Here is a 23,325-nt window from a genome sequence, read left to right as displayed (position 1 = left end):
TTCTCCTTACGTCATTCAATAAAGGCATGATTTAGTGGATATATTTTTGATAAATCAAACCTAAATATTCATGAATTGCCCTCTCACTTCTATATAGACTAGTGGCATTTGGCAAACCGACAACTGGCGAAACATTTATCCTATTTAAATGCTCTACTGGAATGGGTAGCACTTGTATATTTTTTTCTTCGAAATAAGCAACAGCTCTAGGCAAGTGGCTAGCAGACGTCACTAAGGATATATGCTTATCTTTGAGTAAACTTGCTAATGCATTGACTTCGGTTTCTGTATTGACTCCCTTAGGAATAATGAATATGTCGGTATTTTTTACACCCATTTTCACAAAAAAAGCTTTGTTGTGACTGGCTTGCGAGTATTTATCTTCTTTTCCCAAAATATCCCCTGCTAAATATATTGGCATTGGATGTTCACTATACATCAGGGCCGCGTGTAAATTTCTTTGCAGCGAACAATTGGGCCAACGGGACACAAAAGGTAAATTGTCATCTTCTTTGTAGTTACAGGCCAACACCACAATTGCATCTGTTTTTCGCCATTCTGCAGATTCAAGAGGTATTACGGGGTATTTATCCTCAAGATGCTTAATTAGCAATACACTGGGATATGGCATAGAGCATATAAGTAACCAGATAAGAGGAATAACCGACAAGTAACTAAAAAGTGTTGGTTTGAATTTTGTATGACTTAAAATTTTAAAAATAGCGAAAAGCGTCAATGAATGAACTAAAGGTGAGGTAAAAGTAGTAGCAATCGACGCCAACATTAATATCAGTTCCTAAGTAATAAAAAGAAACATTAAATGCAACAACGAGCATGCACAATGTTCTATAGATGTCTATTTAGAGTAAAACCTTTGGTCTAAATCACAAAGTATTTAATACCAATGGTTAAATCAGTTATCGGGTTGTATTAAGTATCCTTAAATTAAACTGATAAATCTGTATAAATAACTGACTATAATGCGCGCTTCTGATTATGCTACAGTCTAGTGTAGTTATTACTTTGGATTTAAAAATGGAGATTAAGCATGAAAGGCGCTAGAGGTGTTCTCAATTATTTAATTGTTTGCATAATTTTTTCAGTGACTTGTAATGCACATGAAATTTCGCAGATAGTAAGCAAGGTTAAACCTTCAATTGTTGGAATTGGCATTTATGCTCCCTTAGGCAGGCCCACTAATCAATTGAGAGGTACGGGGTTTGCCATCGGAGATGGGACGATTATCGCGACTAATTATCATGTAGTTGACCTAGAACTTGATCCGGACACTAGGGAGCAGTTGGTAGTGTTTATCGGTTCTGGTAAGGAAAATGCAGCCAGCCAAGCAGAAATTATTGCCACTGACCCAGCACATGATTTAGCGCTTTTGAAGATAAAAACTAGAGTGCCTCCACTAAAGCTTAATACACCCCAACAATTAGCTGACGGGACGGATGTGGCGTTCACAGGTTTTCCAATTGGCGCGGTGTTAGGTCTTTACCCTGCTACGCATAGAGGAGGCATTGCCGCATACACCCCTGTTGTTACTCCAAGTGTTAATGCTAGTGAAATCAGTATTGCGATGATGAAAAGGCTTAAAGAACCTTATTTTATTTACCAACTTGATGCTACTGCCTTCCCTGGAAATAGTGGTAGTCCTGTTTATGAATTGGATAATGGCAATGTGGTTGCCATTATTAACAAGGTATTCGTACAACAAACAAAAGAAGCGGCGATCACTAATCCTAGTGGTATTACCTATGCGATCCCTGTAAAATATCTCCAAGAATTAGTCGATTCATTATGAGTATCGCAAATTAGAGTGTCGGTTTTTTTTACATTGTCGAATTGTAACAGTAAAAAAATCCTATTAATTCATTGGTTTAAAATTAGGCACGGTTGTTGCTAACGTTACTGATAAATATTTTATTACGTTTAAAATTAACGAATAACTGTAGAAAAATAGGTTTTAATTTATGAGTGATTTTAAAAAAGCTAGTGAAATAGAAAACACTTCGGTTGTAAAACGTCGTAGTTTTCTGAAAAAATCGGCTACAGGTGCAGTTTTAGTAAGTCTTCCTGCCCAATCTGTTTGGGGAGCGTGTTCAGTGTCTGGCGCTATGTCAGGAAATTTATCACAAAATACTGATCGTCATGATTGTGATATCCCCGTGATACCTGCGGGTCTCTCACCAGGTTTTTGGTCTCAGTTGTATAACGGTTCTAATGGGATTAATGGTGCTTTTGCTAATGTGAAAGGTGGTAATCAAGGTTGGAAAACTGGCAGAAGAGAATGCTACCGCAATCATATTAAAGATTTTATTGATTCTGATGTCTCTATGGGGCTTTCGACAGAAATATACACCGGAATTCATGGCAACCTTAAGTCAGCTTTGATGAGCAGCAATGGCGGTGGCGATGGCAGCTTAGAGTTTAACTTAGCCGGTGTGTTTTTGAGTTCGTATTTTGGCTTTTATGGTAGTAGCGATGAAAAAAATATCACCATGGCCTCTCAAAGAGTAAACCAAATTGCACTTTATATTTTTGTTAAGGCCAACCAAAACGAGGTGCCGAGCAAGTCTGAGATCACAGGTATTTTCAACTTTAACGACAATACAGTGTCTAATTATTCTGTAGATTTCTGTAACACGACATTTAACCGACATAGTTAGTAGTATGGCTACCTCAAAAAGGAATGAAAAATAAAAGTCTTACTAGCTGTTACTGACTATTAATGTCTGAGTTTGTGGTGTCAAACTGTTGTACTGCCACTTTCATGACTGATGGAAGTGGAGTGGCATTCTATAATAATATTTCTGGAAATAGTGCATTCCTCAACATAAACTGCAACAAAGAGTTATCAAACAATTTTCTCACCTACAACTTATTCACAGCCGGAACATTCCACCAAATGCTGGGTGTTGATGAAAAGGTCGGTAGTAAGTATTTAAAGTGGTTGTTGAATAACCGATTTATAGAATGTGTTGAGGTCAACTCGTGATTGTTAATACAGGATTGTACAACTTTTCACTAGATTCTTTCCCAAGCAAATTATCTCCCATTATTTCGAATGTTTACGCTGATGCTGCTGAGCAAGATCGACCCATAGATTTTGCTATTTCACTGCGCAAGGATTCTTTGGTCAGACGTTTCCTCAAGCCACAAATTACTTTTTACAGTGACATTCACGCGCCATTTAAGCCCTTGCCCTTGTCTCAGGCATATGCGCTATTGGAATGGGGGATGAATTGGTGCATTGCTGCCCATGATTTTTCACGGCTCATTGTGCATGCTGCTGTACTGGTTAAAAATAACCAAGCCATTATTTTCCCCGCTTCTCCTGGGTCAGGCAAGAGTACATTAACCGCCTATTTGAGTCTTAATGGATGGACTTTATATTCTGATGAAATGGCTATTATCGATCTCGACAACCAACAGGTTTCTCCCCTTTATCGCCCCGTATGTCTAAAAAATGATTCTATTTCGATTATAAAAGCACTTCATCCAGAAGCTCAAATGACACCTGTGTGTAAAGATACTCAAAAAGGTGACGTGTCACATTTAAAAGGCATCGATTGGCAAAACTATTCAAAGCTGGAGCCAGTCGACGTAGTAGGTATGGTGTTTCCTAAATATAAAAAAGAAATGGATTTAACTATATATACTTGTAATCAATTGCAGGCGTTTGAAGCAATGAGTAAACATGCTTTTAATTATACTGTGCTTGGACAAGAAGCTTTTAACGTGGTGGGTAAATTGATTCAAAAAGCATCTTTGTTTGAGGTCGAATACAATTCATTACCTGAATTAGCAGAATTTTTGGCGGAAGATGTTATTCGATGAAAAAATTGCAACATCATCTTATTTCCGCTGTGTTACTAGATCCAAAAAAAGGACTCAATTTCGATCTGGATACCTGGCAATCTGTTATTTTGGTGCTCAGAGAGGAAAAATTACTTGCTACTCTCTACCACTTAGCTCTTGATATCGCTGTATTTGAGCAATACCCTGAGTTCGCTCAAAGGCATTTATACTCAGCGAGCATCTATGCAAGACGCCAATCCAAGCAAATATTTTACGAAGCATTATTACTGCAAGAGTTGCTCGGAAAAAATGGTATTACCCCCATCTTTTTAAAAGGGGCAAACTATACATTGCGCGGTAGTAAAAATAGCCAAGGTAGAATTTGTTCGGACATTGACGTGCTGGTCAAAGTTGAAGATTTAGACAACTGCGAATCATTATTACTTTCACAAAATTGGAAGTCTGAAAAGTTAACCCAATACGATGAACGGTATTACCGTAAATGGGCACACGAAATTCCACCGCTGATACATCCTTTTAGAGGTACAGTTCTTGATGTTCACCATAATCTGTATCTACCTATAAGTGGCAGATCGCCGAAAATAGAGCTGTTTATTAATGAGCTAGAGTTTACGGACGACAACTTTGCTGTTTTAAAAATACCTCAAACAGTGATGCATAGCATTATCCATCTCTTCATGAATGAGAATTTCAGCAGTGGTATGCGGGACTTGTTTGATATTTATAGATTAATCAAAGCGTATGCTGATGAATCTTTTTGGAATGAGCTTATTGTTCTTGCTCGTCAGTCTAACTTTCTGGTGGAATTACAGTATTGTTTGCGAGCACTGGAAATTATTTTTTCTTTTGAAGTGCCTGAATATGTAAGCATTGCCCTGAATGAAAATCAGTTATCTTGGACTCAAAGAATTTGGGCAAAACATATTTTCGTCAATGCTATTCTTCCTCAACATCCTTTGATCTCTTTGAGCAGACAATCTTTTGCATCGTCATTGGCATATTTCCGCGGTCATTGGGTGAAAATGCCAAAAACTGTGTTAATTAAACATTTTATTGTGAAAATGTATAATCAACTGTTAGACCAAGTACTGGGTAAACATCAACTGGATCCTAAGCAGTTGTAGCGGATTTTAAATGTTGAAATTTTGACTAAGAGCCTGAATATTTAACACTAATTTTCCCGTTGTTCATTTGAAACGCTACTATTTTGTGGTTAGAAAAGGCAAGATACACCCACTTTAAGTGTGAATCTATTACACGATAAAAATGTACAATTCACTGATTGTGCGCTGAGTCATAAGAAATTGGTAAAGGAGTAAGCAGTTTGGTTAATGAGAATAATAATAAACTCGCCATTATTGGTTTGGGATATGTTGGTTTGCCATTGGCTGTGTCATTTGGCAAAAAATTTCAGACCCTCGGGTTTGACATTAATACTGCTCGCATTGAAGAGCTTAATCAGGGAAAAGATCATACTCTCGAAGTGTCTCCTGATGAACTGAAGAGTGTAACGAATTTGACTTTCAGTTGTGATCCTGCCGATATTGCTGGCTGCAACTACATCATTGTGACTGTACCAACTCCGATTGATAAAAATAAACAACCAGATTTAACACCTCTGCGTAAAGCCAGTGAAATGATTGGCAAGGTGATTACTGCTGGTACTACCGTAATATATGAATCGACAGTTTACCCCGGTGCCACTGAAGAAGTGTGCATTCCCATTATTGAGCAGGTTTCTGGTTTAGTCTTTAATCAGGATTTTTATGCAGGTTATAGCCCCGAGCGGATCAACCCTGGCGATAAAAAGCACCGTCTGGAAACTATTGTTAAAGTCACGTCTGGTTCCACGCCTGAAGTGGCTGAGAAAGTCGATCAACTTTATCGAAGTATTATCACTGCAGGTACCCATAAGGCCTCATCTATTAAGGTGGCAGAAGCGGCCAAAGTCATTGAAAATACTCAGCGTGACTTGAATATTGCTCTTATTAATGAGTTAGCTATGATTTTTGCTCGTATTGGAATAGATACAGAAGAAGTGTTAGAGGCAGCCGGTAGTAAATGGAATTTCTTACCTTTTCGCCCTGGCTTGGTCGGAGGTCATTGTATCGGGGTTGACCCATATTACCTTACTCATAAAGCTGAAGAACTAGGGCATCACCCCCAAGTTATTTTGGCGGGAAGGCGTCTAAACGATAATATGGGCGAATACGTGGTAGGCCGTTTAGTGAAGAAAATGCTTAACGAAAAAATCATGGTTAATGGCGCTAATGTCTTGTTGTTAGGCATTACCTTTAAAGAAAACTGCCCGGATATTCGAAATACTAAAGTTGTGGATATTGCGACAGAATTAAACAATTATCATGTCAATCTGGATATTTATGATCCCTGGGCGAATAACGCCGAAGTGGAGCATGAATACGGCCTTAGTTTGGTGGATGCGCCAAGAAGTGGGGGTTATGATGCCATAATCGCCGCTGTTGCCCATGACGAATTTAGAGGGTGGGATACTGCAAAATTGCGCGGGTTAGGCAAAGAAAATTGTGTAATTTTTGATTTGAAATACATCTTTGATAAGAAAGATGTCGATATTCGACTATAAGTTGGGAAACCTAAAATGAAAGTATTAGTGACAGGCGCGGCAGGATTTATAGGATCACATGTGAGCCTTTATTTGCTGGAGCGTGGCGACGAAGTTGTTGGGCTGGATAATCTTAATGATTATTACGACGTTAATCTTAAGCTATCTCGTTTAGATAGGGTCAAGCAGCATAAAAATGCGGAAAATTTTACTTTCGTCAAAATGGATGTAGAAGACAGAGTAGGCATGCCAGCACTTTTTGCCGAGCATAAGTTTGATAAAGTAGTGCATCTAGCAGCACAAGCAGGTGTCAGATATTCGATTGAAAACCCTCACGCTTATATTGATGCCAACATAGTCGGATATGTGAACATTCTTGAAGGATGCCGACATAATAAGGTGCAACATTTAGTTTATGCCTCTTCAAGCTCAGTTTACGGGGCTAATGAAGATATGCCTTTTTCTGTGCATGACAATGTAGATCATCCTTTGTCCTTATATGCAGCAAGTAAAAAAGCCAATGAGTTAATGGCGCATACCTATAGTCATTTATATAACCTTCCTACAACGGGGTTACGTTTCTTTACTGTCTACGGACCTTGGGGACGTCCTGATATGGCTTTGTTTTTGTTTACCAAAGCGATTTTGGATGAAAAGCCAATTCAAGTATTTAATTACGGTAAACATAGACGTGATTTCACTTATATTGATGACATTGTTGAAGGTGTTATACGCACTTTGGACAATACGGCCCAAGGTAATCCAGATTGGAATGGTAAAACGCCCGACCCAGGCACGAGTAAGGCTCCGTGGCGCGTGTATAACATAGGTAATCAGTCACCTGTTGAATTGCTGGATTATATTGAAACATTAGAAAATGCTCTCGGTAAAAAAGCGGAGAAAGAGTTGCTACCATTACAGCCTGGTGACGTGCCAGATACCTATGCAGACGTAGAAGCTTTGGTCACCGATGTTGGATATCGACCTGAAACCACAATACAAGAAGGTATTGGTAATTTTGTGAATTGGTATAAAGAGTATTATAAAGTTTAAGTTTATTTGTTAAATATAACTCAATAAAAAAGCGCTTATTTAAGCGCTTTTTTATTGATGTAAACTTCAGTTTTATTGCATCGCTCTTTTTTTCAGTTCTTGTCGTTTTGCATGTAAAACTGGTTCGGTATAGCCATTCGGCTGCTCTTTCCCCTTAAATATCAGCTCGTGGGCGGCTTGAAAGGCGATAGAAGCTTGAGTATCAGGTGTCATGTTTATATATTCGTCATCACCCTTATTTTGACTATCAACTAATTTAGCCATTGTTAACATTGATTTCTCAACTTGCTCTTTTGTTACAACTCCATGCATCAGCCAGTTAGCGATATGTTGACTAGATATTCTCAACGTGGCTCTGTCTTCCATGAGTCCGACATTATTGATATCGGGTACTTTTGAACAACCAATTCCTTGATTAATCCATCTCACCACATAGCCTAAAATTCCTTGAACATTGTTATCCAGTTCATTTTGTATTTGCTCAGATGATAATTTTTCGTCATTGAGTAGTGGAATGTTTAACATTTGCTCTAGCAAACCATCTACTTGCACATTCATATTCATTCTTAAATTGAACACACTTTCTTGATGGTAATGTAATGCATGCAACGTGGCGGCTGTAGGCGAGGGCACCCAAGCGGTGTTTGCACCTGAGCGAACATGGGCAATTTTTGCCTGCATCATGTCAGCCATATTATCTGGAGTGGGCCACATGCCTTTACCAATTTGCGCCTTCCCGGATAAACCAGAGTTTATTCCAGTTATTACATTGGATTGTTCGTAGGCGTTTAACCAGGGTCTTGTTTTAATACTTGCTTTGGTGGCAAAAGCACCGAGCTGCATCGATGTGTGTATTTCATCTCCAGTGCGGTCTAAGAAACCAGTGTTGATAAATACCACTCTATCTTTTGCCGCTTTGATACAGGCTTTTAAATTTAAGCTGGTGCGCCTTTCTTCATCCATCAGGCCTATTTTTAGCGTATGCGTAGCTAAACTAAGAACAGTTTCCATTTTTGTAAACAACAAGTCAGCAAAAGCGACTTCTTCTGGTCCATGCATTTTAGGCTTAACTATATAAATGCTGCCCGCTTGGCTATTTTTGAAGACGCCATTATCCAGTAAATCGTGTTTAGCAATGAGACTGGTAACTAGGGCATCCATGATCCCTTCGTAGATAGGTTTGTCATCAAAGAGTATGGCATCTGTTGTCATTAAATGTCCGACGTTGCGGATAAACATCAAACTTCTGCCAGAGAGGCTAAAGGCGCCCCCAGTTGATGATTGATACTGCCTATCTGGATCCAAACTACGTATTGTTTGTTTATTACCGCTGCTGATTGTGGCTGTTAAATCCCCTTTAATTAGCCCTAGCCAGTTTTTGTACACTAAGGTTTTATCTGCTGCATCAACGGCCGTTACTGAGTCTTCGCAGTCCATTATGGTGGTTAATGCGGATTCTAAACATATATCTTTAATATTCGCAGTATCTTGTTGCCCTATAACACTATCTTGATCGAATTGAATTTCGGCATGAATATTATTGTGCTTAATGAGAATACAAATTGGTTGTTCAATTGCGCCTTGAAAACCAACAAATTGCTCAGGTGATTTTAACCCTACTATTGAATCGTCAGCTAAAGTGACTAATAGCGTACCGTTATCAATAGCGTAATTTTTACTCTGTTTATGGCTGCCCGTTTTTAAGGGGGCAATAATGTCTAGCCATTTTCTGGAGTAGTCGATCACTTTTTGCCCTCTAGTCCCATCATAACCTTTGGTTTTGCTGCCGCTGGTTTGCTCGATAATGTCTGAACCATAAAGTGCATCGTAAAGGCTACCCCATCTAGCATTAGCTGCATTTAGAGCAAACCTAGCATTGTTGATAGGTACAACTAACTGAGGGCCTGCCATAGTGGCAATTTCAGGGTCGACATTTTGAGTGCTGATTTGGAAGTCATTAGGGGAGTCTTGTAAATAACCTATTTGGGTTAGAAAGCTTTTATACTCTTGAACATTAACGGCCTGTCTTGTGCTGCAGTATTGGTCTATTTGCTGTTGCAGACTTACTCTTTTCTGTAACAAGTTTTGATTAATTGACAACAGTTCTGGCAGTGCATGTGCAAACTTCGTCCAAAGATCTTCGGCCGTTAACTGTACGCCTGGTAAAACGTCTTGGGTGATAAACTGCTCAAGTTGGTTGGCAATTTTTAATCTGCCTTTTTGAATGTATTGAAGTTGCATAATTAGCTCATTGGGAATTCACAATGAGCTAAGTTTACTCTGTTAGTATTATACGCATAAATTTATGTGAGTTATTCCTTTCATTCATGTTGTGAATGTAGGTCATGAAGTAGATAGTTCTGTACCCACTTCTGTAATTAATCGTCTAAGCCAAATGTGTCCTGCATCGTGTTGCAGTAGGGCACTCCATGCCATTTTTAGTGCTATTGGTGGGATATCAAAAGGTGGTTCAAGTATTTCGATCTCTGGATCATCTTTATATAAATTTGCTGCTCTACTGGGTAAAGTTGCGATCAAATTTTGTGCTTTGGCTAATTGCAGGGCAACATGGTAATGCCGAGTAAATACACGTATATCGCGTTTCTTTCCAATTTTTGTTAATTCAGCATCCACCCAACCTAATTTTTGCACCTCGTTAGGGTCGATGCCAACACCGACACCAAAACCGGTTTTACTGACCCAAATATGTTTGTTGTCTAAATACTGCTCCAGACTAATATTTTTCACTATGGGATTATGACTATTCACCACGCATGAGAATGTGTCATACCACACCACCTTTTGGTGAAACGAAAGAGGTAACTCATCAAAGCGGTTGATTGCCATATCAACTCTACCTTGCTCTACATCATGGAACGTCACGTCGCTGGGAGTAATTAGATCAAGAGTAATGTTAGGTGCTTGTTTATTTAGTCTGCCGATGACTTCCAATAACAAGGTTGATTCTGCGTAATCGCTAGCCATGATCCTAAAGGTACGCTCACTTTGAAGGGGGCTAAAATCAGTATCCGGTTGAATAGTTGTTTCAAGTTTAGACAGTACATCACGGATGATAGGTTTTAATTCTAAAGCGCGTTTGGTTGGAGTCATGCCTTCACTGGTTCGTACTAGTAGAGGGTCTTTGAATAAGTCTCTTAGTCTTCTCAGGCCATTGCTCATTGCAGGCTGAGTAATACTTAATTGGTTTGCCGCTTTAGTAACACTGCCTTCTCTTAGCAATACATCTAAATAAACCAATAAATTTAAATCTACCTTGGCAATATTCATGGTTATTATCTCTCGCTAAAAATTTATGTGATTATAGAATGTTATCAGTATTTAATATCTTTGCCAGATATTAAATTGTTGTTAAAAAACAATTGCTTATTTTTTTGTTGGAGAGGGTTGTGAGTTGAAATTTGTTAGTTGGTCATTATTGCCATTGATTGCTTGAATGATGTCGATGACTCGCAGTTAATACTGCAAGCCATCGATTTATTTTTACAAGCTATTAGGCAGCGTCAAACTGATTCATAGTATTATCTTCACCTGAGGCTTTAAGAGCTTGTTCACCAGAGAAGTATTCTTTATGGTCATCACCCATATTAGAACCAGCCATGGCTTGGTGTTTAACACATGCTAGGCCTTGTCTAATTTCTTTACGTTGTACACCTTTAACATAAGCTAACATTCCTTGGTCACCGAAGTAACCTTTGGCTAAATTATCGGTAGACAATGCAGCTGTATGATAAGTAGGTAAAGTAATTAGATGATGGAAAATACCTGCTTCGCGAGCGGCATCCGCCTGGAAAGTTCTGATTTTTTCATCAGCTTCAAGGGCTAAGTCGGTGTCGTCATATTTAACTGACATCAATTCGTCTCTGTTATATTGGCTTAAGTCTTTACCGGCTTCTGACCAAATATCAAATATTTGCTGACGGAAATTCAATGTCCAGTTGAAAGATGGTGAATTGTTATAAACCAACTTAGCATTAGGGATCTCATTTCTAATTGCCCGCACCATATCGCCAATTTGGCCAACATGGGGTTTTTCTGTTTCAATCCACAATAAATCTGCACCATTTTGTAAAGAGGTAATGCAGTCAAGCACTACGCGGTCGAAGCCAGTGTTGTCTTGGAATTTATATAACCCATTAGGTAAACGCACTGGTTTCACTAACTTACCGTTTTGTTTAAGAACAGAGTCGCCGTCAACTAGTTCATCTATTGATTTGACTTCACTGGTGTCAAGAAATGCGTTGTACTGAGCCGCTAAGTCACCTGGCTTTTGTGACACTGGTATTTTTTGAGTCAGCCCTGCACCTAGTGAGTCGGTACGTGCAACTATCACCCCATCATCCACCCCTAGCTCTAAAAATGCATAACGTACTGCGTTAATTTTGGCCAAAAAATCTTCATGTGGCACTGTGACTTTACCATCCTGATGGCCACACTGCTTAGCGTCAGATACTTGGTTTTCTATCTGGATACAGCAGGCACCAGCTTCAATCAATTTTTTAGCGAGCAAATAAGTGGCTTCTTCATTGCCAAATCCGGCATCAATATCGGCGATAATAGGTACTACATGTGTTTCATAATTATCAATAGCTTGTTGAATGGCAGTGGTATCTTGGCCTTGCTGTTTGGCGTCATCCAGTTGTCTGAACAGGTCGCCGAGTTCACGAGCATCGGCTTGACGTAAGAAGGTATAAAGTTCTTCTATTAGCGCTGCTACCGAGGTTTTTTCGTGCATAGACTGGTCGGGAAGTGGACCAAACTCTGAACGTAATGCCGCAACCATCCATCCAGACAAATACAAATAACTTTTATCTGTGGTGCCTTGATGTTTTTTGACTGACAACATTTTTTGTTGTCCTATAAAACCATGCCAGCAACCTAATGATTGGGTATATTGGCTTGAGTCAGCATCATAATCTTGCATGTCTTTACGCATAATAGCTGCAGTGTATTTTGCAATATCTAATCCCGTTTTAAAGCGATTCTGCGCTTTCATTCGAGCTGCAGAGTCTGGATTGATTGCGTTCCAAGTACCTGCTTTGGTGGATCTTAGTTCTGCAATCTGTTTAACATCGTTTTGATATTGTGACATTTGAATATTCCTATAACAGTAAGGTAAAAAATAAAACAACCGATAAGATGTGGTGGGTTGCTGTTGTTAATCATCCTATATAGATAATCGTCATATTAATAATCTATATAAAGCATTTTCATCATTTATTATGTGAATGTTGGTGGTGTTATATAATTGATTAACAAATGTGATTGTTAGGTAAATAGTGTTTAGTCGTGTCTAATCTTGGTAGAATTTGTAGTTGTACTATTACCAGAATTTTATTGTAATTAAATCAACCAGAGAGTGTGTATGTCAGAGTTAATGTCTTCAATTGATCAGCGCACCAAACTTGTCGGTGAAAACCGACTTGAACTGCTTATGTTTAAATTGGGTACTAGGCACACATTTGCTTTGAATGTATTTAAAATCAAAGAAGTGATTACCGTACCTTTAATGAATCAAATGCCCGGCTCCCACCAAAATCTCAAAGGGGTGACTAATTACAGAGGGGCTTCTATTCCAGTCATTGATCTTCGTGCGGCAATTAAAATCACTACAAATGATGAGAATTACGTAGCAGTCAATGTGATCATCACTGAGTATAACCGTAGTGTCCAAGGGTTCTTGATTGGGGATGTGATGCGTATCATTAATACATCATGGAGCGACATTCAGCCACCTCCATCATCAGCAGGTAAAAATAATTATTTAACAGCCATTACACAGGTTGAAGTTGATGGAAATAATGAACTGGTTGAAATTATTGATGTAGAAAAAGTGTTATCGGAAATTGTCGAGTACGATATAAGCATTTCTGAAGATGTGTTAGACAATGAGGTGGCGGTTCATCTCAAAGGTAAAAAAATATTGATAGTTGATGACTCTGCCACAGCACGTTGGCAAATAAGAGAAACCCTTAGCCAATTGGGTCTTGAAATTATTGAAGTAAAAGATGGCTTAAAAGCCTTGAACCTTTTAAAAAGTTGGGCTGATGAAGGAAAAACAGTTACTGACGAAATTCTAATGATGTTCACCGATGCAGAAATGCCTGCAATGGATGGTTATCGTCTGACCTCAGAAGTAAGACAAGATCCTCGTATGAGTGATTTATTTATAGCACTTAATACATCGTTAAGTGGTAGTTTCAATGATGCTATGGTAGAAAAAGTCGGCTGTAACCGCTTTATTTCTAAGTTCCAACCAGACTTGTTGGTCGATGTTGTACAGCAGAGAATGCGTGAGTTACTAGACTCCGAAAGTTAATACCTATCAATAAATTCTGTTACCTTCATTTTTTGTTCATCTAAGTAACTAATACTAATCACTCACAATACCTAACGTATAATTCTGCGGTATTCTTTTTAACTTTTCATCATTGGAGAACAGATGAAGCAATTTGCCACTTTTTTATTAGCTGTTTTATGTCAGTCAGCACTAGCTACTGATACACCAAAAAATATTATTATGATCGTCGGTGATGGTATGGGGCCAGCTTATACCACTGCCTATCGTATGTACGCAGACGACCCGAGTACGCCAGAAGTTGAGAAGACAGTGTTTGATAGATTGTTAGTAGGCATGGCTAGTACGCACCCTGATTTGGTCTCTGGTTATGTTACAGATTCAGCCGCTGGTGCCACAGCCTTATCAACGGGTGTGAAGTCCTATAACGGTGCGATTGCTGTAGATGTCAACAAAAAAACTGTTCTAACAGTATTAGAGTTGGCCAAAATGCAGGGGCGTAAAACAGGTGTAGCTGTGACTTCGGAGGTTAATCACGCCACCCCAGCAAGTTTTGGTTCACATAATGAGAGCCGTAAAAATTATGATCAAATAGCCAATAGCTACTTCGATGACAAAATTAAAGGTCAATTTGTTTTGGATGTGATGTTAGGTGGCGGCTGGAAGTATTTCATTCGTGAAGACCGAAATTTAGTCGATCAATTTAAGGCCGCTGGTTATCAATATGTCGATGAATTAACTCAGCTAGAAACCGTGAAAGCGGGCACACCTTTGTTAGGTTTGTTTGCTGATACAGGCATGCCTTGGGCTTTAGACAGTGTCGACCAGATGCGTCTTCCTATATTAGCAAAAGCTGCGGTCCGTCAATTAGAGAACGATCAAGGATACTTTTTACTGATAGAAGCCAGCCAAGTCGATTGGGGTGGACACAGTAATGATATAGGTGCTGCAATGGCTGAAATGCATGATCTTGCTTTGACTTTAGAATGGTTAGAGCAATATATTGAAAAAAATCCTGACACTCTGATGGTGCTTACTGCCGATCACAGCACTGGTGGTCTAACTATTGGTGTCAATGGCAATTATCGTTGGGAGCCCAAGTGGCTTAAAAACCTGAAAGCATCACCGTCTGAGATTGCCACTCAATTAATGACAGCCAAAGATTTAGAAGCCTTGGCAAATGATTTGTTGGGGTTTGCATTAACTAAAGAAGAGATCGCTAGCTTAAATGTGATTGAATCTGACAAACCTAAGGCTTTTTATAAAGCTATTTCTAAAATTTTGGATAACCGTACATTTACTGGATGGACAACCACTGGACATACTGGAGTGGACGTACAAATATTCGCTAAAGGATTAGGCAGTGAGCGCTTTAACGGTCATATGGATAATACAGATATTGCCCAGACTGTATTTGAACTACTTAGGAACAAAAAGTAACATTTTTTAAGCTGGCACTTGTGAACAAGTGCCGGTTAATATCCGGTTAATTCAATAAAACCGACTCCCGAATGGGAGCCTGAAATCACAGTTCCACCTTCGTAGTAAGAAAAAATTCCTGGATTCCACTGCTTGGTTTGCATAGGTGCAATCTGGATATCGATTTGTTGCTTGGGCAATTGAATTGACCAATTCAGGGGTAATAAACCTTGTTCTACTTTGGTACGCTTGATCACTTTCGCCCGAATTTCTGACTCGGCCAAAGGTATAACTTTTCCACTTTTTGTTACTAGAGTGCCTGACCAGTAGTCTTCTGCTTGCTGGTGACGCATATTAAACAACATCAACTTAGCACCGTCATCAAAGTGAATAGAAAACCAATCCCAGCCTTGTGCAAGTGGAGTTAGGTATTGGGAGCTCCATTCATGATCAAACCAAGCATTACCTGTTACCTGAACTATTCCTCTTGGTAATTGTAGCTCCCCAGATACTTGAATATGTGGTTGACTGTAATAATAGGATGCTTGATTTGAGTCTCGTAACTTACGACTAAAACCTAGCTCGCCATGTTTTACAAAGGGTCTGTCTGTTGCTAAGTCTAGGTTAACCTTAATCTGTGAATCGATAGTAAATTCAAGAGTTGACGGAAATAATTTGGATGACTGCGCTAGCCACTGCCAATCATCAATAAATGCATTAAATGGCTCAGTGGAAATCCCAGCATTACCCACACCGCCACGGGCAAAACGTTCTTCAAACCAAGCTTGTTTGCCATCTCTCAAAGCTACATGCCCCATATATTGCTGAGCATTCGACCATGGTGTGTTTTGGGTGTCACTTGCGAAGCGAAATAGCGTCCACTGCAAAGCATAGGGATTGTTTTGTGTGTCGGTTAGATTCGCGGTGATGTACCACCATTCAACTGCAAAGTTTGGGTGACTGCTATGATCGTGAGGGAAAGTAATCTTGTACCCTGGGATCACCTTTGCCATGGTTTTATTAGGTGTTTTTGGAACTTCGTTCTTAGTCACTCTTTGCTGACCTAAAGAAGATCGACTCAAGCCTGAAAACATAGCACTTTTCTGTTGTTCTTCATCAGGATTTTTAGAGCAAGCTACGACAGCGGTAATCAATAGCAACAACAGCAGATACTTGGCTAGAAACTTAAACACTTAATATCCTCAACTAATTTTCGACGACTTAATCTATACAGAGGAAGTGCTACCACTAGCACAATTAACAAAACACTTAACAGCCCAGCAGAAAGAAGTTTAGCGGGGGTAATCAATAAGGGGTAACTCCAACTAAATGCTTGCACATTAATTAAGTTGATCAACAGCCAAGTTAAGCCTATGCCAAAAGGCAACGCGAGCAAACAAGCCAGTAAACTAAGTAGGGTGTATTGAATAAGTGATAAACCAGTCATTTGATAATTACCCACTCCCATGCTTCTCAATAATGCCCGTTGTGGTCGATTATCCATGTCAATCATCAGCACTGAGGTGGCCAAAGACAAAGCCGCAACTAATAAGGTGACAATGTTTAAGCCATCGGTGATCACAAAGGTGCGTTCGAAGGTTTGCATCGATAATGCTAATAGTTCACGAGTTTGTATTGATCTGACTTGGTTCGATATTGAGGCTGATTCTAGTTGTTTGGCAAATAGACTTTGTTGTTGCTTAGATGCAAAGTGCAGCGCAAACAGTGTGGTATTAGCTTTATATTTGGCGAAATAGTCTAAAGCCAACAGGGCTTGGGCATTTTGATTGCCGTAGTCATAGTAGATACCTACAATATGTTTTGTTTCAGGTTGGCCAGACTCAACATAAAAATTCAACTCTTCTCCTAGTGTTAATTCATGACGCAAAGCTAATTGCTGATTAATTAACACCCCTTGGTCAACTGTGAATCTTTGCCAAGCATCATCTTGCTGCTGTACAAATAGCATAGCTTCTTGATACAGATTACTGCTGGGGTAAGACCTAAGCTCTATCTTGGTTTTATTTGGGGTTGTATTTTTAGTTCTACTGAGCGGTTTATTAAGCAAAACGGCATCAAGGCCTTTGCGCTCTATCACTTTCACGTCTATGTCTTGAGTGGCTAACCATTGCGTAAATGCCTCTGGTGATTGCGTAGAAATATATTGGTCGGCTACTAAGCGCTGAGTTAACCATTGCTGGGTGGCTTGACGAAAACTATCCACCATTAAATTCATACCAATATTACTGGTTAAGGCAATAAAAAATGCACAACAGGCAATTTTACTTTTTTGTGATAAACGCACTCCATCCGCTGCCAACCAGCGAAATAGCACCCATCGCTCTGGCAAACTGTGAAACAGCATATTTAGGCTCTTTGGTAAGGCATAAATAAGCAAACTGCAACCCGCAAAAATACTCATTGCTATGGCGCTAAAACTCACTAATATATTTTGAGAGTAATAGCCTAATCCCACAGCAAAACAGCCCAATATGATACTGGCAAACAACCATGGCAGATGATTTGTGTGAACATTTACACTTAAGTTGCGTAAAGCCAATTTCGTATTCAGCTGTCGCATAGGTAAAATTGCTGCAGTAAAAGCGCCTAAAATACATGCCGCAAAACATTGTGTCATTAAGCTTAAATAAGCGACTTGTGTGTAACCTATGCGCACATCAAATAAGCTTTGCAATGTGAGTGATACCAGCGGAGAGGCTAACTGCGCTAGAAATACCCCTGCTATGGCACCGAGTGGCGCGCAAAATAAGCTAATGAGTAGCAATTCAGCACCTTGAGCCCAATATATTTGTTTTCTGGATACGCCTAACTGCCGAACGATCCTTAAATTATGCCAGCGTTTCATTATCAATAAATGTAAGGCGTTCATAACAACAAACATACACACTACAAACATCAAACATGCCATAGCTAACAGGTTCAGATGAAAACTGCCGGTAAGCTGCTGTGCTTGCTCGCCAGTATTGATATTTTCAAGACGAAGATGTTCTGGCAATGCCGCCTTTAACTCATGAGTTTCTTGGTCATTTTGCACGCCCACTACCATCAGTTCGCTAATTTTTTGTGTACCTAACACTCGCTGTAACTGCCCTATGTCCATAACGATTTCTCGTCCTAAACCTTGGCTAGCAGTCACCGCTAGTTTGGGTAATAACTGGTTGTTTTCAATTGCTAATATTTGTGCGTCGCTGAGGTTTAACTCAGATGCAAAATCAGCATGGATCACACTAACAAAAGGAGGTCGCCATAATTGCCCAAGCTCTTCAGTTGATACTTTGGAACTATTTTTCTCAGCCTTTAAGGCGTTACTGGCTAAATAACTGATTACCGAAAATGAATCTATTCCCAACAACGATATTCGTAGTGGCTGAGCTGTTATGGGATGCAAAATATTCTGTGAACTACGTAACACTGGGATAAGTTGAGTAAAGCCCAATCGACGCAGTGCCGCAAAATCTTGCTTATTTAATGTATGCCCACTTCGAGCAATTATGCGTTGTTCAACTTGTTGCAAAAATGGCTGGTTAGAGGATGCATAACTATTTTTTGCGGCACTATTGATCACCAAAACTGCACTGAGGCCCGCACAAGCGGTGATCAAAGCAACTAATACTAGTACTACGCGTAAAGTATTATGTTGGTAACTGGCCCAAATAAGTTTCAGTAACGGTACCATAGTTAAGCTGATACTAAGTTTGATGTCTGATTTGGGGGCTGATTTGAGAAAGCATGCAGGCGCCCTTGTTGTAACAATAATCGAGAATCCGCAAAAGCAGCTACCTTGGGGCTATGTGTCACTACTACTAAGGTTAGACCCAGTTGCTTGCATAACCTAAATAATAACTCACTAACAACTTGGCTATTGTTATCGTCTAAGTTGCCAGTGGGTTCATCGGCTAACACTAAACTGGGTTGATGGGACAATGCACGGGCAATGGCAACCCTTTGTTGCTCTCCACCAGATAAATTTACCGGTAGTTTGTGTTTGTGTGATTTTAATCCCAACTGCTCTAATAAATCATTGTGGAAAGGGCCGATTGGCAAACCATTCAGTCTGGCAGGAAAGGTGATGTTGTCCCACACCGATAAACAGTCAATTAAATTAAACTGTTGGAAAACTATGCCTAAGTGTTTTTTTCGAAACTGATCAGCTTGTACCTCACTCATATTATTGAGTGTTAAGCCTGCCACTTTAACCACACCTTTATCAGCGTTATCTAAAGCGGCCAGTATATTGAGTAAGGTAGACTTGCCAGAGCCTGAATCGCCACTAATGGCGACAGATTTTTTGGCTTTAAGGTGAAAATCGAGGGCATCTAAGATTTTCTTGTTCGAATGACCATCAGTAATTTGTTTGACTAAACCGATAACTTCAATCATCTCTGCCTTATTATCTTTTTATGATGGATATAAGCAGTACGTTAAAACTTAACGTTTAAACGTCTGCTAAAAAGTGATCGAGATCTTCACCTGTTAGTTTTTTTATCTGCGCAAAGATGTACCACAAGGCTGCAATCAACATCAGCATACTTGGGATCACTATCACTGGGTAACTCAAGGCCGTCATTCTACCTAATTCTTCAGTGTATTCTGTGGTACCAGGAGGGCTGACTAATATAACTTTAGCCAAAATGTAATTTAGTGCTGCAGACAAGAAAAAAGAGGCTGCAACTATATAAGAACTAATCGCCATCTTTTTCTCAAATTCGTTACTTGCGCCAGAGTTTTCTAAGGATTGATTGAGGTTTTCCCAATTAATAATTTGCTCACTTAATACAAACACTTTCAACAAAGGCTTACTGGTTCTTTGGGTGATAAGAACCGCAATACCAATGATAGCCGGTATGGTTGCTTCTTTAATGGCAATATATTCGGCAGGTAGTTCTAATAAACTGATACCGCCTGTTAGGAATACACTGACAATCCCAAGCACTGAAAACGGGTTTATTTTGGATGTTTGTTTGAGATCCCAGATACCAAAGCCAATAGGGAAAATCAGCGCTGCCACAATACTCCATGCAGGCCCTAAATATTCATCACTGCTGAGGTTAGTTAAAATCACCACGGGAATAATAATATTGAAGGCTAGATTACCCAGCAAACCTGATTTTTTTTGTGGTTTAGGGTCTGACATTGATTACCTTTTATTTTTCAATTGATTGTTTGATATTAGTATATTCGTATTAACTGCCTAGGGCGATGGTTTTGCCCATAATTTTGCACCTGCTAATCCAGCAATAAAACCAAACAAGTGCGACTCCCAAGAAACAAAAGGGGCGGAAGGAAAAACACCTAGAATTAAACCGCCATAAAAAAATGCGACTAATACAGAAATAATCATAAGTTTAAATTTGCCGCTTAAAAAACCAGCTAAAAGCAAATAACCAAAGTAGCCATAAATGACTCCGCTTGCACCAATGTGGGTGGCAGGTCGGCCAAATAACCACACCAACAAGCCCGTTATTAATATTATCCAAATGGTTAACTGCATGTAGCGCTTTAAGCCATACTGCAGCAGTAGATAGCTGAAAATACATAAAGGGATAATATTCGAAAAATAGTGCTGTAAACTGCCATGTAAAAATGGGCCTAACACTATGCCTCTAAGTCCAGGAACATAGCGTGGAATATTACCTAGGTGATTAAGCATTCTTCCTGTCAGTAAGTTAATTATCTCGATCGCGCTGATCAACAAAAATATCGCAAGTACTAAGCGAATTTGTTGTTTGGTATTTGAAGCTCTGCCTATTGAATGGGTCATTGAAATACACTGCGATTAAAATAGATGGTAATAGTGTGACTGATTAATTACACAAAAGTCATGTCAAATTGTCACAAAATAATATGCGGCAAATAACGTGACATATCTTGAGTGATAGGTGATGAATCTTCTCTTAAGGAAATGCCTGCGGCTTGATCATTCACCAGCCAAGAACCTATCAGGGTGTGATTATTACCAAATTGGGGCAGGGGATAATAAGCCTGGTAAATAAAGCCTTCTTCACCGTATGGGCCATCGGCATGTAACACTGTTTTGCCATTTTCAATGACACTGATATTGGCACCTTCCCGAGAGAAAATCGGTTTTTTGACTAACTTTGTTTCTGTTGCCTTGGATAATTCATCTTCAAAATACGCCGCTAATAGATTTGGATGATTGGGAAACATCTTCCACAACATCGGCATCAAGGCTTTGTTAGATAAAATCGATTTCCAAATTGGCTCTAGCCAATTCACCTGTGCGTTTTTAATAGATTGGCCAAACTCTTCTCGTTGCATAAACTCCCATGGATAAAGTTTAAACAATGTCTCAATTTTGTTGTCTTGCAAATCACTAAAACTACCACACTCAGCAAGGCCAATATCTTCAATAAATACAAAGTCATCACTTAAACCAGACTCTTTTGCACAATCTTGTAAATATTGCACTGTGCCACGATCTTCATCGGTATCTTGGCAACAGGCAAAATGCATCTGGCTGATATCGTAATGTTTGGCTATGGCGGCTAATCTATGTACTAGTTTTTCTTGTAGCGAGTTAAATTGATCAGCTTGTTTAGCAATTTTTCCAGCATTGACTTGCTCTTCTAACCATAACCACTGCCAGAATCCTGATTCATACAAAGACGTGGGGGTATCAGCATTGTTTTCGTACAACTTAGCTGGACCTTTGCCGTGATAAGCAAAGTCCAAGCGAGAATAGAGACTAGGATCTTGGTTTTTCCAGGAGTCGGATATTTGTTGCCAAAAATGTTGTGGAATTTGGAATTTTTCTAACAATTCTTCAGAGTTGACAACCTTGTCTACCACAGCCAAACACATCTTGTGAATGTCTTCAGTGGGTGCCTCTAAGTCTTGTTCAATTTGTTCGAGAGAGAATTGATAATAAGCCGATTCATCCCAATAAGCTTCACCATGCATAGTATGAAATTTAAAGCCGAACTCTTCGGCTTTTCTTTTCCAATTGGCACGTTCAGGGATGGCAACTCTTAACATGGTTTGTACGGCATAAAACCTTTAACATTTGGGTTAACCACCCCAGCCACCTTTTTTAGAGCTGCTGCCCCAACTAGATTTAGCGCGTACACTGCTACCAAATCCACCACGACTCATCGTTTTGGTCACTGTCGGTTTAGGTTTCAGCGATTTCTCACTAACCTTCATAGTTCTGCGGCGATTGTCGCCAAAATCATGGCCATCTGCACCTATCCATCTATTTCTATAAGATGAATTTCTAGAATGAGATGTGAACATGGGCTGAGAATAATAACCTCTAGGCGACATTAAATTGCTTAACATGTAGCCAGCCATTAAAGGCATAAAAAACGATCCTGAGTCGCGCTGCACAACTCGGCACTGATTGTTGCCGAATTCTGTTTCGCAATCTGACTGTGAATTGTATTTGGGTCCGGTACGTTCTGCTTCTTTTACAGCATCTTCATAAGCAGTTTTACATTTTGCAGCAAACTCAGGATTTGCATTAGTACAATCATCTACGCTAGTAAATACCGCAGCATCTTGGTCGTCACCACAAGCGGTAAGAAAGATTGCTGCAATACCTAATGCTAAAGGTTTAACACTAAAGCTTTTACGCATACTGACTAGATTGATTGACTTTGAACGCTTGGTTTTATTGGATTGCATATGGCTCTCCTAGTAACTCATACAAGCAGCGTTAAGCAGCCCAACAGAAATAGAAACAGCTGCTAAAATAGTCCCAGCTGATATTTCATTTTTATCAATTCTGTCAGCAATTTTAGGCATAAAGGTAAAACGTAATAAGGCAAAGGCTAGGGATTGAGCAATAATTGCCACTATGCCCCAAATCACAAAATCGATTAAAAATTCTGAGTTAGCTACGGCACCTGCTAAGGCGATACTAAAGCCTATCATGGCTCCACCAAAACCTATGGCTGCTGCTTGATTTTTATGTACCTTAACTAGTGCCCATTCATCATGAGGTGTCACAAAGGCGTACACCACTTTAAACACAAACAACAACAAAATTGAAACGCCAAAGTACAGTGCAAAGTTGTCCAAGCCTGAGATTGAATTTAATACTGCGTCCATTATTATTCCTTTTTTGTTAGGTGATATTTAACTGAGCGAA

Annotated in this window: 20 protein-coding genes; 8 read left to right on the top strand and 12 right to left on the bottom strand. The window is 39.5% G+C overall.

Annotated elements, in window-relative coordinates; translation table 11 throughout:
• Window positions 1-31 precede the first annotated feature (31 nt).
• Window positions 32-784, bottom strand: coding sequence for a YdcF family protein (locus tag GARC_RS24105; RefSeq protein ID WP_007625512.1), 753 nt, complete (start codon window positions 782-784; stop codon window positions 32-34).
• Window positions 785-1,048: 264 nt separating this feature from the next.
• Between GARC_RS24105 and GARC_RS24100 the strand changes: the two genes are divergently transcribed.
• From GARC_RS24100 to GARC_RS24070, 6 genes are all read left to right on the top strand, one after another.
• Window positions 1,049-1,807: a S1 family peptidase gene (locus GARC_RS24100; protein WP_007625511.1), complete on the top strand. Its 759-nt coding sequence runs from the start codon at window positions 1,049-1,051 to the stop codon at window positions 1,805-1,807.
• Between the two features lie 169 nt (window positions 1,808-1,976).
• Window positions 1,977-2,672 (top strand): hypothetical protein, encoded by a 696-nt coding sequence (locus tag GARC_RS24095; protein ID WP_007625510.1) that lies wholly within the window; start codon window positions 1,977-1,979, stop codon window positions 2,670-2,672.
• 325 nt (window positions 2,673-2,997) lie between these two features.
• The gene (locus GARC_RS24085; RefSeq protein ID WP_007625508.1) at window positions 2,998-3,843 is read left to right on the top strand and encodes an HprK-related kinase A; all 846 of its coding nucleotides are present in this window, start codon (window positions 2,998-3,000) and stop codon (window positions 3,841-3,843) included.
• The gene (locus GARC_RS24080; protein ID WP_007625506.1) at window positions 3,840-4,949 is read left to right on the top strand and encodes a nucleotidyltransferase domain-containing protein; all 1,110 of its coding nucleotides are present in this window, start codon (window positions 3,840-3,842) and stop codon (window positions 4,947-4,949) included. The genes GARC_RS24085 and GARC_RS24080 overlap by 4 nt, the downstream gene beginning before the upstream one ends.
• Window positions 4,950-5,149: 200 nt before the next feature.
• Window positions 5,150-6,427: a Vi polysaccharide biosynthesis UDP-N-acetylglucosamine C-6 dehydrogenase TviB gene (tviB, locus tag GARC_RS24075; RefSeq protein ID WP_007625503.1), complete on the top strand. Its 1,278-nt coding sequence runs from the start codon at window positions 5,150-5,152 to the stop codon at window positions 6,425-6,427.
• Window positions 6,428-6,442: 15 nt separating this feature from the next.
• Complete coding sequence (locus GARC_RS24070; protein ID WP_007625500.1) at window positions 6,443-7,459, top strand: NAD-dependent epimerase; 1,017 nt, start codon at window positions 6,443-6,445, stop codon at window positions 7,457-7,459.
• A 72-nt stretch (window positions 7,460-7,531) separates the two neighbouring features.
• On the opposite strand, the gene GARC_RS24065 is transcribed toward GARC_RS24070, so the two are convergent.
• The 3 genes from GARC_RS24065 to GARC_RS24055 form a co-directional block, all read right to left on the bottom strand.
• Window positions 7,532-9,700 carry a malate synthase G gene (locus tag GARC_RS24065; RefSeq protein ID WP_007625498.1) on the bottom strand — a complete coding sequence of 723 codons (2,169 nt, stop codon included), beginning with the start codon at window positions 9,698-9,700 and terminating at the stop codon, window positions 7,532-7,534.
• A 102-nt stretch (window positions 9,701-9,802) separates the two neighbouring features.
• Window positions 9,803-10,747: a LysR family transcriptional regulator gene (locus GARC_RS24060; protein WP_007625496.1), complete on the bottom strand. Its 945-nt coding sequence runs from the start codon at window positions 10,745-10,747 to the stop codon at window positions 9,803-9,805.
• 223 nt (window positions 10,748-10,970) lie between these two features.
• Window positions 10,971-12,569 carry an isocitrate lyase gene (locus GARC_RS24055; RefSeq protein ID WP_007625494.1) on the bottom strand — a complete coding sequence of 533 codons (1,599 nt, stop codon included), beginning with the start codon at window positions 12,567-12,569 and terminating at the stop codon, window positions 10,971-10,973.
• Between the two features lie 273 nt (window positions 12,570-12,842).
• Between GARC_RS24055 and GARC_RS24050 the strand changes: the two genes are divergently transcribed.
• Together GARC_RS24050 and GARC_RS24045 are read left to right on the top strand one after the other, a co-directional pair.
• A complete protein-coding gene (locus GARC_RS24050; RefSeq protein WP_007625492.1) occupies window positions 12,843-13,796 on the top strand; it encodes a chemotaxis protein CheV in 954 nt (317 codons plus the stop codon).
• Between the two features lie 123 nt (window positions 13,797-13,919).
• Window positions 13,920-15,215 carry an alkaline phosphatase gene (locus GARC_RS24045; protein WP_007625491.1) on the top strand — a complete coding sequence of 432 codons (1,296 nt, stop codon included), beginning with the start codon at window positions 13,920-13,922 and terminating at the stop codon, window positions 15,213-15,215.
• A gap of 35 nt (window positions 15,216-15,250) precedes the next feature.
• On the opposite strand, the gene GARC_RS24040 is transcribed toward GARC_RS24045, so the two are convergent.
• The 8 genes from GARC_RS24040 to GARC_RS24005 form a co-directional block, all read right to left on the bottom strand.
• A complete protein-coding gene (locus GARC_RS24040) occupies window positions 15,251-16,387 on the bottom strand; it encodes a lipocalin-like domain-containing protein (protein WP_007625490.1) in 1,137 nt (378 codons plus the stop codon).
• Complete coding sequence (locus tag GARC_RS24035; RefSeq protein ID WP_007625489.1) at window positions 16,372-18,891, bottom strand: ABC transporter permease; 2,520 nt, start codon at window positions 18,889-18,891, stop codon at window positions 16,372-16,374. The genes GARC_RS24040 and GARC_RS24035 overlap by 16 nt, the downstream gene beginning before the upstream one ends.
• 2 nt (window positions 18,892-18,893) lie before the next feature.
• On the bottom strand, window positions 18,894-19,595 hold the full coding sequence (locus GARC_RS24030; RefSeq protein ID WP_007625485.1) for an ABC transporter ATP-binding protein: 702 nt from the start codon (window positions 19,593-19,595) through the stop codon (window positions 18,894-18,896).
• Window positions 19,596-19,650: 55 nt separating this feature from the next.
• Window positions 19,651-20,349 (bottom strand): VC0807 family protein, encoded by a 699-nt coding sequence (locus GARC_RS24025; RefSeq protein ID WP_007625483.1) that lies wholly within the window; start codon window positions 20,347-20,349, stop codon window positions 19,651-19,653.
• Window positions 20,350-20,406: 57 nt separating this feature from the next.
• Complete coding sequence (locus GARC_RS24020; RefSeq protein ID WP_007625481.1) at window positions 20,407-20,976, bottom strand: rhomboid family intramembrane serine protease; 570 nt, start codon at window positions 20,974-20,976, stop codon at window positions 20,407-20,409.
• A gap of 71 nt (window positions 20,977-21,047) precedes the next feature.
• Window positions 21,048-22,211, bottom strand: coding sequence for a glutathionylspermidine synthase family protein (locus GARC_RS24015; RefSeq protein ID WP_007625479.1), 1,164 nt, complete (start codon window positions 22,209-22,211; stop codon window positions 21,048-21,050).
• A gap of 33 nt (window positions 22,212-22,244) precedes the next feature.
• Window positions 22,245-22,859: a DUF1190 family protein gene (locus GARC_RS24010; protein WP_007625477.1), complete on the bottom strand. Its 615-nt coding sequence runs from the start codon at window positions 22,857-22,859 to the stop codon at window positions 22,245-22,247.
• Between the two features lie 9 nt (window positions 22,860-22,868).
• The gene (locus GARC_RS24005) at window positions 22,869-23,285 is read right to left on the bottom strand and encodes a DUF350 domain-containing protein (RefSeq protein WP_007625476.1); all 417 of its coding nucleotides are present in this window, start codon (window positions 23,283-23,285) and stop codon (window positions 22,869-22,871) included.
• Window positions 23,286-23,325: the final 40 nt, after the last annotated feature.

The sequence above is a fragment of the Paraglaciecola arctica BSs20135 genome, assembly GCF_000314995.1.
GTDB lineage: Bacteria > Pseudomonadota > Gammaproteobacteria > Enterobacterales > Alteromonadaceae > Paraglaciecola > Paraglaciecola arctica.
The sequence above is the reverse complement of the archived record's forward strand: the minus strand, read 5'-3'. Positions and strand labels throughout refer to the sequence as shown.